The 11,984-nt window shown below is 63.1% G+C and carries 12 protein-coding genes; 11 read left to right on the forward strand and 1 reads right to left on the reverse strand.

Features of this window, described 5'->3' with window-relative positions; translation table 11 throughout:
- Positions 1–161: 161 nt before the first annotated feature.
- From HAP40_RS26640 to pseF, 11 genes are read left to right on the forward strand one after another with little or no spacing between them, the layout of a single operon-like run.
- Positions 162–1,574, forward strand: coding sequence for a CBS domain-containing protein (locus tag HAP40_RS26640; protein WP_166814951.1), 1,413 nt, complete (start codon positions 162–164; stop codon positions 1,572–1,574).
- Positions 1,505–2,479 carry a class I SAM-dependent methyltransferase gene (locus tag HAP40_RS26645; RefSeq protein WP_166814950.1) on the forward strand — a complete coding sequence of 325 codons (975 nt, stop codon included), beginning with the start codon at positions 1,505–1,507 and terminating at the stop codon, positions 2,477–2,479. Before HAP40_RS26640 ends, HAP40_RS26645 begins: the two co-directional genes overlap by 70 nt.
- On the forward strand, positions 2,472–4,379 hold the full coding sequence (locus HAP40_RS26650; protein ID WP_166814949.1) for an N-acetylneuraminate synthase family protein: 1,908 nt from the start codon (positions 2,472–2,474) through the stop codon (positions 4,377–4,379). Before HAP40_RS26645 ends, HAP40_RS26650 begins: the two co-directional genes overlap by 8 nt.
- Positions 4,379–5,068: an acylneuraminate cytidylyltransferase family protein gene (locus HAP40_RS26655; protein WP_166814948.1), complete on the forward strand. Its 690-nt coding sequence runs from the start codon at positions 4,379–4,381 to the stop codon at positions 5,066–5,068. Before HAP40_RS26650 ends, HAP40_RS26655 begins: the two co-directional genes overlap by 1 nt.
- Positions 5,069–5,075: 7 nt before the next feature.
- Positions 5,076–5,825, forward strand: a complete 750-nt coding sequence (locus HAP40_RS26660; protein WP_246741313.1) for an SDR family oxidoreductase — start codon at positions 5,076–5,078, stop codon at positions 5,823–5,825.
- Entirely contained in the window at positions 5,822–6,670 is an 849-nt protein-coding gene (locus tag HAP40_RS26665) for a sugar phosphate isomerase/epimerase family protein (RefSeq protein WP_166814946.1), read from the forward strand. Before HAP40_RS26660 ends, HAP40_RS26665 begins: the two co-directional genes overlap by 4 nt.
- Complete coding sequence (locus HAP40_RS26670; RefSeq protein WP_166814945.1) at positions 6,667–7,428, forward strand: SDR family NAD(P)-dependent oxidoreductase; 762 nt, start codon at positions 6,667–6,669, stop codon at positions 7,426–7,428. Before HAP40_RS26665 ends, HAP40_RS26670 begins: the two co-directional genes overlap by 4 nt.
- Before the next feature lie 15 nt (positions 7,429–7,443).
- Positions 7,444–8,283 carry an SDR family oxidoreductase gene (locus HAP40_RS26675; protein ID WP_166814944.1) on the forward strand — a complete coding sequence of 280 codons (840 nt, stop codon included), beginning with the start codon at positions 7,444–7,446 and terminating at the stop codon, positions 8,281–8,283.
- Positions 8,284–8,334: 51 nt separating this feature from the next.
- Positions 8,335–9,336: a UDP-N-acetylglucosamine 4,6-dehydratase (inverting) gene (gene pseB, locus HAP40_RS26680; RefSeq protein ID WP_166814943.1), complete on the forward strand. Its 1,002-nt coding sequence runs from the start codon at positions 8,335–8,337 to the stop codon at positions 9,334–9,336.
- On the forward strand, positions 9,333–10,511 hold the full coding sequence (pseC, locus tag HAP40_RS26685) for a UDP-4-amino-4,6-dideoxy-N-acetyl-beta-L-altrosamine transaminase (protein WP_166814942.1): 1,179 nt from the start codon (positions 9,333–9,335) through the stop codon (positions 10,509–10,511). Before pseB ends, pseC begins: the two co-directional genes overlap by 4 nt.
- Positions 10,508–11,197: a pseudaminic acid cytidylyltransferase gene (pseF, locus tag HAP40_RS26690; protein ID WP_166814941.1), complete on the forward strand. Its 690-nt coding sequence runs from the start codon at positions 10,508–10,510 to the stop codon at positions 11,195–11,197. Before pseC ends, pseF begins: the two co-directional genes overlap by 4 nt.
- 32 nt (positions 11,198–11,229) lie before the next feature.
- Here pseF and HAP40_RS26695 read toward each other — a convergent pair whose 3' ends face one another.
- On the reverse strand, positions 11,230–11,949 hold the full coding sequence (locus HAP40_RS26695) for a class I SAM-dependent methyltransferase (RefSeq protein ID WP_166814940.1): 720 nt from the start codon (positions 11,947–11,949) through the stop codon (positions 11,230–11,232).
- Positions 11,950–11,984 lie beyond the last annotated feature (35 nt).

The raw sequence follows: 11,984 nt of genomic DNA on the forward strand, positions 1-11,984 counted from the left end.
GCAAGTCATGTCGGCATTCGAGTGCCCCATCGGGATTACCCCCCCTCGCAACAACTTGCATCGTGCGCCTGCCTTGGCGTATTTAGGGGCCTTATCTGACCTTTGCTAGCGAACGGCGCCGGGGTAAGTACCGGAATTGCCTCAGCTTTTGGACTTTGGCCTTGACCACCGCGAGCCTTGTCACCATCGCCGAGACCGAGACCATTGAGGAAGCCTTCCGGCGCCTGAATGTGAACATGCTCGGCATCCTGTTCGCGCAGGACGCGAGCGGACGGATCGTCGGCGCGGTGACCGACGGCGACATCCGCCGGCGCATGCTGACCGGTAGCACGATCCACGACTCGGTTGCGACCTGCATCAATCGCAACTTCGTCTGGGAGCGGACCGGAGCACCGCGCGAACAGATCCTCAAGCTGCTCGACCAGCGCGTGCACGTGGTGCCGATCCTCGACGGCGAGGGACGACTGGTCGACGTGTTCAGCCGCGAGCTGTTCAACCTGTCGGAAGAGAGCGAAGTGTTCGCGCGGGCCCGCTCCCCGGTGCGGATCAGCTTCTCCGGCGGCGGCACCGACCTGACGCATTATTTCGTGGCGAATGACGGCGGCGCAGTGATTAGCGCCACCATCAAGATGTACGCCCATGCGACGCTGCGGCGCCGGAACGATCCCGGCATCCGGATCTATTCGCACGACTTCCGTCGGACGGTGGAGGCCGACGATCTCACCGACCTCGGAACGGGGGGAGATCTCGCGCTGATCAAGTCGGTCGTGCGCCTGATCAAGCCGACTTACGGATTCGAGCTCGAAGTGTCCGCCGACTTTCCGGTCGGTTCGGGCCTCGGCGGCTCGGCGGTGGTCTCGTCGGCCATCATCGGCTGCTTCAACGAATTCCGCAGCGACCAGTGGGACCGTCACGAGATCGCGGAGATGGCGTTCCAGGCCGAGCGGCTGATGCTCAACATCCCCGGCGGCTGGCAGGATCAATACGCCACCGTGTTCGGCGGGTTCAACCACATGGAGTTCTTCTCCGACCAGAACACCATCGTGCCGCTTCGCCTCGACCCCAACATCATCGCCGAGCTCGAGGAGAGCCTGGTGCTCTGCTACACCGGCTCGGGCCGCGATTCCGGCGCCATCCACCGCGACCAAAAGGCACAGCACGAGACCAGCGACGCCGTCGCCGCGGCGGCCAAGCAGAAGGAGGTGACGCGGCACATCCGGCGGCATCTCCTGCGCGGCCAGTTGCTGGAATGCGGCCGGCTCATCGACGAGGCCTGGCACGCCAAGCGGAAGCTGAGCTCGAAGATCTCCTCTGGAGCGATCGATGCGATCTATGATTTTGCCAAGCAGCATGGCGCAGTCGGCGGCAAGCTGCTCGGCGCCGGCGGCGGCGGGTATTTCATCTTCTTCGTGCGCCCGTTCGAGCGCTACCAGCTGATCGCGGCGCTGGAGCAGCAGGGGCATAGCTGTTCACGCATCATGTTCGAGGAGAACGGGCTGCGGACATGGAAGTCGCGCTTTCCCTCTTCGTCCAGACCGGACGCTGTCGAAGCCGTCCGTCCAAGGGACCGTTGATGCAGTGGCAAACAAAGGCGCGCGCGTTTACCGTGCTCTCGGCCGTCCCGTTCGGGGAGGACCTGCACTACGCGCTGCAACGCTATGTTACGCGGCGGTTGCCACGTCCGGAAAGGCAGGTCCGGTCGATCCATAGTTTTGCCCAGCAACTGCTCCGGACATATTCCGAATACACCGATCGGCCACCGCAGGCGTCGACGTTCTTCGAGTTCGGCGCCGGCCGCGACCTGATCATTCCGCTCGCCTTCAGCGCCCAAGGCGCCAAACGCTTCATCACCGTCGACATCGAGCGGCTGTCCAAGCTCGACCTGATCCGCTCCAACGCGGCGATCATTTCCAAAGCGAGCGGGTCCGATCCCCCTGGACTAAACTCCTGGGACGACCTCGAGCGCCTCTGGAATATCGAGTACCACGCGCCCGCCGATGCTCGTGCAACGGATCTGCCGGCAAACTCCATCGACTGCGCGGTCTCGGTCGAAACCCTCGAACACATTCCGAAGGCCGACATTGCGGCGATCCTCAAGGAGCTGCGACGCATCCTCCGCCCGGACGGCGTGGCGCTGATGCAGATCGACTACGGCGATCATTTCAAGGGATTCGATCCCGCCATCAGCTCATTCAACTTCCTGACGTACTCCGACGAGGAATGGGGCCCATTTCAGTCGCGCTTCCAGTACGTCAACCGCCTGCGCCACAGCGAGTATCTGCAACTCTTCGAGGACGCCGGCTTTAAGATACTGAGCGACCGGCCCGACTGCAGGTCGCCCGAGCCCGCGATCCTGGCGCGGTTGGCACCGCAATTCCGCCAGTTTTCGGAACGGGATTTGTTCACGCTCGGCTCATTGATCGTGGCGAGGCCGATAGGTCCGGAGAAAGATGTTGAGGGGATCAGAGCGAATGGCTGACGCATCAGTTCGCATCGGCGACCGCCTTCTGGGAGACGGCAAGCCCTGCTACCTCATCGCCGAGGTCGGCAACAACCACAATGGCGACTTCGATCGTGCCATCGCGCTCGTCGATGCGGCGGTGGCCGCCGGCGCGGACTGCGCCAAATTCCAGATGCGCAAGCTCGACGAAGTCTACCGCGCCTCCTCGCTTTCCGGAAAGGACGACGACCTTGCGGTCGAATACACGCTCGACCTCTTGCGCCGTTTCGAGCTCACGGCCGAGCAGCAGAAGAAAATCGCCGGTCATTGTGCCTCGAAAGGCATTGAATATCTCTGCACGCCCTGGGACGCCAGGAGCCTGGCGGTGCTCGAAGGGTTTGGCACGACCGCCTACAAGGTCGCGTCCGCCGATCTCACCAACCTGCCCCTGCTCGCCAAACTCGTCGCAACCGGCAAGACGTTGATCGTCTCGACCGGCATGAGCACGACCGACGAGATCAAGACAGCCGCAAGTTTTCTCGATGAGCGCGACGCAAGTTACGTGCTCCTGCATTGCCAAAGCACCTATCCGGCTGCGCTTCACAACATCCATCTGCGCTTCATGGAAACGTTGCGCGAGATTCATCCCCTGGTCGGTTACTCCGGACACGAGCGCGGCGTTGCCGTGTCAATGGCAGCAGTGGCGCTCGGCGCCGTGGTCATCGAACGCCACATCACCCTCGACCGCGAGATGGAGGGCCCCGACCACGCCGCGAGCCTGGAGCCGGAGGAATTCAAGACGCTGGTTTCGGGCATCCGCGAGATCGAGGCCGCGCGCGGCGAGAAACTGGCCGAACGCGCGTTGAGCCAGGGCGAGCTGATCAACCGGGAGAACCTCGCGAAAAGCCTGGTGGCTGCGCGCGACCTTGCGCCCGGCACCGTGATCTCCGAAAGCGACATCGCAGTGAAGAGCCCCGGGCAGGGCCTGTCGCCCCTGAAGATGCCGGCACTGCTCGGCCGCAAGCTGAAGCGGACGATGGCGGCCGACGACTATTTCTTCCAGAGCGACCTCGACAAAGGCGTCGCAAAGGCGCGGCGCTACCGCTTCGACCGTCCCTGGGGCGTGCCGGTGCGCTATTACGACATCGAGCGCTTCCTGGAGATCTGCGAGCCCGACATCATCGAATTCCATCTCAGCTACAGCGACATGGAGCGCGATCCGGCGGCATATCTTTCCGGCACCTACGATCTTGGCTTCGTCGTGCATGCGCCGGAGCTGTTTGCCGGCTCCAAGCTGATGGATCTCGCGACCCCCGACGAGGCGTTGCGGCGCTATTCGCTCGAGCAGACGCAGACGGTGATCAACATCACCCGTCGGTTGAAGAAATTCTTCCCCAAGACCAAGCGGCCGCCGATCGTCGCCAATATCGGCGGCTTCACCATGGACGCGCCACTGTCCGCGGAGGAGAAATCCGAACGTTACCGCATCTTCGCGCAGAGCCTGAAGGAGCTCGACATGGACGGCGTCGAGCTGACGCCGCAGACCATGGCGCCGTTCCCCTGGCATTTCGGCGGCCAGCGCCACCAGAACATCTTCATCTTCCCGGAGGAGTCGGCGGCCTTCTGCGCCGAGCATGATCTGCGCATGTGCGTCGACATCTCGCACACAAAGCTCGCCGCCAATCATTTCGGCTTCGACTTCGCCCAAGGCCTCGCCCAGCTCGGTCCCCACACCGCGCATCTGCATTTCGGCGACGCCAAAGGGCTCGACGGCGAAGGCGTTCAGATCGGCGAAGGCGAGATCGATTTCGACGAGGTCGGACGGGTGCTGCGCAAACATGCGCCGACCGCCTCGTTCATTCCGGAGATTTGGCAGGGCCACAAAAACATGGGCGAAGGCTTCTGGATCGCGCTCGAGCGTCTCGAGGGACATATCTGATGGCGCGCAAGACACTGGCCGTGATCGCCGCACGCGGAGGCTCGAAAGGCATCCCCCACAAGAACCTGCTCGATCTCTGCGGCAAGCCGCTGATCGGGTGGACGGTCGAGCAGGCCTGCGCGGCGCGCGGCGTCGACGTGGTGGCGGTCTCTTCCGACAGCGACGATATCCTCGCCGCGGCCGAAGCCGCCGGCGCGGTCGGCGTGCGGCGGCCGGACGACATTTCGGGCGATCTCGCCTCCTCGGAATCGGCCTGGCTGCACGCACTCGACGCGATCGACGAGCGGATGGGACGCTTCGAGCGCATCGTCGCGCTCCAGGCGACCTCGCCGATCCGCGAGCCCGCGGACATCGAGAGCGCGCTTGCGACCTTCGATCGCGAACAGCTCGACAGCCTGCTCTCGGTCTGCGAGGTCGAGGACTACTTCAACTGGCGGATCGGCGCAAACGGGCCGGAGCCGATCAACTACGACTTCCGCAATCGCCGCATGCGGCAGCAGATCGAAAAGCGCTATCTCGAGAACGGCTCGTTCTACGTCCTGATCCCATCACTCCTGCGTGGGCAGAGCAATCGCCTCGGCGGCAAGATCGGCTTTCACGTGATGGAACGCCACAAGATGTTCCAGATCGACCGTCCCGAGGACGTCAAGCTTTGCGCCGCCATCATGCGTAGTTACGGCTATGCCTAATCCCAGCATGTTCTCTCTCGCCGGCAAGATCGCGATCGTCACCGGCGCCTCGCGCGGCATTGGTGCCGCCATCGCGTCCGGGCTGCAGGATGCGGGAGCGGCGGTGTTCGGTCTCAGCCGGTCGGGGACCGCGCCGCAAGGCGTGAGCGCCATTTCCTGCGATCTCGCCGATGACCGAGCGATCGAGACCGCATTCCGCACTATCACGGCAAAGAGCGACCGCATCGACGCACTCGTGAATGCCGCCGGCATCAGTCTTCCGGCCCAGAGCGGCGAAAGCGAGCTCGCGCGCTTCCGCGCCACGGTCGCGACCGACCTCACCGGCGTGTATGCCGCCATCCTTGCAGCCTGTCCGCTGTTGAAGAAGGCAGGCTCGGCTGCGATCGTCAACGTCACCAGCATCAATTCTGTCCGCGGCTTTCCCGGCAATCCCGGATACGTGGCGGCGAAAGCCGGCCTTGCCGGATTGACGCGTGCGCTCGCGGTCGACTATGCGGCCGACGGTATCCGCGTCAACGCCCTCGCGCCGGGTTATGTCGCGACCGAGATGACCGCGAAGAGCTTTGCCGATCCTCTCATGCACGAGGATCGGCGTCGCCACACCATGCTCGGCCGCTGGGGACAGCCCGCCGACATGGTTGGAGCCGCCATATTCCTGGCGTCGGATGCATCCGCTTACGTGACCGGCCAGGAGATCTTCGTCGACGGCGGCTGGATCGCCAAGGGCCTCGCCATCAGTTCGGAAAGCAAATCGTGACCGCAACGCTGCAACGCATTGGCTTCATGCAAGGACGCCTGTCGGCTCTCGTCGACGGCAAGATCCAGGCATTCCCCTGGGACGCGTGGCGGGACGAGTTTCCGCGCGCGAAAGAGCTCGGCCTGACGCGGATGGAATGGACCATCGACCAGGAAAGGCTGCGCGAGAATCCGCTGATGACCGAGCAGGGACAGCAGGAGATTCTGGCGCTGTCGCGCGAGAACAGCGTGCGCATCCCGAGCCTGACCGGCGACTGCTTCATGCAGGCGCCGTTCTGGAAGGTCGATGCCGTCGTCCGCGATGCACTCGTCGCCGACCTCGACCTCCTGATCGCCGCCTGTAGCCGCATCGGCATCGAATTCGTCGTGATCCCGCTGGTCGACAACGGCAAGATCGCGCGGGAGAGCGAGAGCGACACCTTGAAGCGCGTGCTGCTCGCGCGCTCGGAGACGCTTGCCAGGCGAAACGTCAAGATCGTGTTCGAATCCGATCTGCCCCCGCGCGAGCTCGCCCGGTTCATGGACGCGTTTCCGGGCGAAATCTTCGGCATCAACTACGACAGCGGCAACAGCGCCTCGCTCGGTTATGACAGCGACGAGGAGATCGGCGCATACGCGCTACGCATCCTCAATGTGCATATCAAGGACCGCCTTCGGGGCGGTACCACCGTCCCGCTGGGCACCGGCAGTGCCGACCTCGCCAAGACCATCCGGCTCATCGAGCGCTCCGGCTACAAGGGCCAGTACATCCTGCAGACCGCGCGTGCCGCCGATGGCGACCATGCCGGCGCGCTCGCCAGATACCGGGACATGACGATCGGCTGGATCGAGGACGCCGCGCGATGAAGCTCGAGCTGAACGATCGGGTCGCTCTCGTCACCGGCGCCAGCCGCGGAATTGGGCTTGCCATCGCGGCAACGCTCGCCGCCGAGGGCGCAAAGGTGGCACTGGCCGCGCGCGGCGCTGATGCTCTCAATGCCGCGCGGGCCGCGGTCGGCGGCAGCACGTCGGTGCACCTGGCCGACGTCGTCGACCCAGCCGCCGCCGCGACGCTGGTGCACGATGTCGAGCGGCAGTGGGGCGGGCTCGATATCCTGATTTGCAACGTGGGCAGCGGCGCCTCCGTGCCGCCCGGCAAGGAAACCGCGGCGGAATGGTCGCGAATGATCGACCTCAATCTGTTCGCCACCACCAACATGATCGAGGCTGCCCGGCCGCTGCTGGCGCGCGGCAGCGGCGACCGGGCCATCGTCTGCATCTCTTCGATCGCCGGCATGGCGGCGCTTGGTGCGCCCGTGGCCTACTACGGTGCAAAGGCGGCCGTGAACGCGACCGTGCGCGGACTGGCGCGCCCGCTGGCGCTGGACGGCATCCGCATCAATGCCGTCGCCCCCGGCAACATCCTGAGCCCGGACGGCACCTGGGCGCGCAAGATCGCTGAAAACAAGCCGGCGGTGGACGACATGCTCCAGCGCGAGGTGGCGCTGCGCCGGCTCGGCACCCCCGAGGAGATCGCCGACGTCGTGGCCTTCCTTGCTTCGCCGCGCGCCGCCTTCATCACCGGCAGCGTCGTGGTGGCCGACGGCGGCCAGCTCAGAAGCTGATACAGGAGCCTCTCGATGGCGAATCCCTCCTCCCGCTACGACCTGACCGGACGCACCGCACTCGTGACCGGCGCCGGCGGCTTCCTGGGCAGGCAGCATGTCACCGCGCTCGCTGAAGCGGGTGCACGCGTGGTCGTCACCGATGTGGGATTGGCGCAAGCCGAAACCGCGGTCGCATCGCTGAAACAGGTCGCACCGCCAGCCGATCTGATCGCGCTCGAGATCAATGTCACCTCACTCGATTCGGTACGCGCGGCACACGAGCAGCTTGCCCGCCGGGGCGTCACGGTCGACATCCTCGTCAACAACGCGGCAATCGACCCCAAGGTGACCTCGGCACCGGGCGTGATGCACTCGTCGCGCTTCGAAGCTTTCCCTGTTCCGCAATGGCAGGCCGAGATCGCCGTCGGCCTGACGGGCGCGATGCTGTGCGCGCAAGTGTTCGGCGGCGAGATGGCCAAGCGCGGCCGCGGCGTGATCCTCAACATCGCCTCCGATCTCGGCGTGATCGCGCCGGACCAGCGGCTCTACCGGCAGCCGAACGTGTCGCGCGAGGAAGAGCAGCCGGTGAAGCCGGTGACCTACTCCGTGATCAAGCACGGTCTGATCGGATTGACCAAATATCTGGCAACCTACTGGGCCGATCAGGGCGTACGCGTCAACGCGATCTCGCCGGGCGGCGTCTTCAACAACCAGGATCCCGCGTTCGTCGAACGGCTGACACGCTTGATCCCAATGGGCCGCATGGCCGATGTCGACGAATACCGCGCGGCCGTGCAATTCCTCTGCTCGGATGCCTCGAGCTACATGACCGGGCAGAACCTGATCATGGACGGCGGCAGAAGCGTATGGTAACCAGCACCATTCCCCTATTCCTGCAAACGACGGCCCGACGCAAGAGCAAACATGTTCAACGATAAAGCCATTCTGATCACCGGAGGCACAGGATCGTTCGGCAAGAAGTTCGTCGGTTGTCTCCTGAAGAATTTCAAGCCGCGTCGCGTCGTCGTCTATTCGCGCGACGAGCTGAAGCAGTACGAGATGCAGCAGGAATTCGGTCAGCCTGAAATGCGATACTTCATCGGCGACGTGCGAGACGGCGAACGCCTGCGAACGGCCATGAAGGGGGTCGACTATGTCGTCCACGCCGCCGCGCTGAAGCAGGTGCCGGCCGCCGAATACAATCCGATGGAGTGCATCAAGACCAACGTCCATGGAGCGGAAAACGTCATCCAGGCGGCGCTGGAGGCGAACGTCGAGAAGGTGATCGCCTTGTCGACGGACAAGGCCGCACAGCCGATCAATCTCTACGGCGCAACCAAGCTCGCCTCGGACAAGCTCTTCATAGCGGCCAACAACATGGCTGGTGGCCATCGCACGTCCTTCGCGGTGGTGCGCTATGGCAATGTCGTCGGCTCGCGAGGCTCGATCGTGCCTCTGTTCAACAAACTGATCGCTAACGGTGCCGACCACCTGCCGATCACCGATCCGCGGATGACCCGGTTCTGGATCTCGCTCCAGCAGGGCGTTGACTTCGTCATCAAGAGCTTCGATCGCATGGCGGGCGGCGAGCTGTTCGTTCCCATGATCCCCTCGGTGCGGATTACCGATCTGGCGGCGGCGATGGCCCCTGGCCTGCCGACGCGAGTCATTGGCATCCGTCCAGGCGAGAAGTTGCACGAGGTCATGTGCCCGACCGACGATTCGCACCTGACGTTGAAATTTCACGATCACTTCGTGATCAAGCCGACCATCAAATTCTTCCGTTCCGACGTCGACTACCTGACCAATCAGATTGGCGAACGCGGCGAAGCCGTGTCTGACGGGTTTGAATATAATTCCGGCAAAAACGATCACTTCCTCGACGTGAACGAGATCAAGGAATTCAACATGCTCGCACTTCAATGATCCCCTACGGTCGCCAAGACATCTCCGCCGAGGACATCGACGCAGTCGCGCAGGTACTGCGGTCAGACTGGCTCACCCAAGGGCAAGCCGGCCCTCGCTTCGAGCAAGCAATGGCGGACTATTGCGGCGCCCGCAGCGCAGCTGCCGTCTCGAACGCAACCGCTGCGCTTCATATCGCCTGTCTCGCGCTCGATCTCGGTCCGGGTGACACCTTGTGGACGGTGCCGAACACGTTCGTCGCCTCGGCAAACTGCGCGCTTTATTGCGGAGCAAGCGTCGACTTCGTCGACATTGATCCCCGCACCTATAATATGAGCGTCGCCGCGCTCTCTGAGAGGCTCGCGCAGGCGAGCGCCCGGGGCAAGTTGCCGAAAATCGTCGTTCCCGTCCATTTCGCCGGCCAATCCTGCGAGATGACGGAGATTCGTGCCCTTGGGGATCGCTACGGATTTCGCGTCATCGAAGATGCGTCCCATGCGGTTGGCGGAGACTATCTGGGTCGGAAGATCGGCTCAGGCCATCTCAGCGACGTCGTGGTGTTCAGCTTTCACCCCGTTAAGATCATCACGACCGGTGAGGGAGGCATGACGCTAGCGAACGATCCCAAGCTCGCCGAGCGTCTCGCTTACCTGCGCACCCACGGCATTGTCCGGCCCGTTTGGTCCGATCCGGCCGATGCGCGGTACTCCAACGAAGACCGCTATGGTCCCTGGATGTACGAACAGATCGAGCTCGGGTTGAACTATCGGATGACGGACATTCAGGCGGCGCTCGGCGCCAGCCAACTTGGCCGGCTCGATGCTTTTGTCGCGCGCCGGCGTGAGCTCGCTGCGCGCTATGACGCGCTTCTGGCGAAGCTGCCGGTGACCTGCCCGTGGCAGCACCCGGACACGAATTCGGCTTGGCATCTCTACGTGATCCGGCTGCGGCGGAACGAGATGACGCTCACCCGGCGTCAGGTCTTCGAGGCGCTGCGCGCGGCAGGCATCGGCGTCAACGTTCACTACATCCCGGTGCACACCCAGCCCTATTATCAACGCCTCGGCTTCAGCATCGGCATGTTCCCGGAGGCTGAAAGCTACTATCAGGATGCCATCACGCTACCGCTATTCTCAAAGATGACGGACTCCGAGCAGGACGCTGTCGTCGCCGCGCTCACGAAGATTCTCTCGTGAAGATAGCGGTCATCCCGGCACGCGGTGGCAGCAAGCGGATCCCACGCAAGAACGTCCGCCTGTTCTGTGGCAAGCCGATTATCTCCTATTCGATCGATGCAGCACGCCAAAGCGGCCTGTTCGACGAGGTCATCGTGTCCACCGACGACGAAGAGATCGCCGCCGTGGCGCGCCAATTCGGTGCAACGACTCCCTTTGTCCGGCCGGAGGAAATTTCAGACGATTTCACCGGCACAAATGCGGTGGTCAAGCACGCCGTCGCGTGGTTCATCGAACGTGGCGCCCAAGTCAGCCACGCCTGCTGCATCTACGCCACCGCACCGCTGGTCCAATCGCGCTATCTACGCGAGGGGCACGATGCACTCAGCGGTTCGGACGCGGCCTTCGCGTTTTCAGTCACGAGCTACGCATTTCCGATCCAGCGGGCCGTCCGCATCACGACGGCGGGACGAGTGGATGCCATCCACCCTGAACACCGCCTGACCCGCTCTCAGGACCTCGAGCCGGCCTACCACGATGCGGGTCAGTTCTACTGGGGAACCGCCGCTGCGTTTCTCGAGGACTTGCCGCTTTTCTCTGACCGGTCGATCGGTATCGTTCTGCCCCGGATGTACGTGCAGGACATCGATACGCTCGAGGACTGGGAGCAAGCCGAATACATGTTCCGCGCGATCAATCACGGCTAGAACACCTCGTCAATCTCGATCAACACCGGCAGTTAGCCGGTAGGCGGGACTGCTTCCTCCAGATGGACGATCACGAGACCCGTCACATCGCTGACCATCACACGGCCAATATTGTCCATGAAGTTGATATCGAGCGGAACGCCCAGGGTTTCAATGCGATCGACCCTCGGATGCCCCCGATACTCCCCGGCATAGTCGCGGATCCACCTGTCACTGACGAACGAACTTCGCCAGTTCCGCCAATTGTACAGGTCGGCAGGACTCCATGCATTGAACTCGAGATGCACGATCGCCTTTTTGGCTAGCGATAGCGCCGCGTCCTTGGCCGCAGCAAAAATGGTGTCGTCGCAGTGCATTGCTGCTGCCGAACTGAGAACAACGTCGACTTCGCGGATACCTTGTTGCTGCATGAGCAGCTTCGCGTCGGCCATGGACCCCTGGATCAGCTGAGCATTGTTTCCGACGACGTTGTCAACTCCGTACTTGATTGCCCGGTCATTCAGCTCAATTCCATACAGATTGGCAGAAGGAGCCAGCGCATTTATTTCACGAAGATTGGCGCCCACATTGCACCCGAGTTCCAGAATCGAAGCGGGCTGAAGAGCGATGACCTGCCTTGCAAACCACTTCTTTAACGCCGTGGATGCTGCGTATCCGCCGAACTCGTTCGTATGTTGCTTCTCTTTCCAGTGCCTCTGCCAATAGCTCGAATCTCGCGCCTTGGCGAATATCGGAAACGGCGTTGCCCGCATGGCAGCACGCCAAATGTGATGCTTGAGATTTGAAG

This window comes from Bradyrhizobium sp. 1(2017), assembly GCF_011602485.2.
Lineage (GTDB): Bacteria > Pseudomonadota > Alphaproteobacteria > Rhizobiales > Xanthobacteraceae > Bradyrhizobium.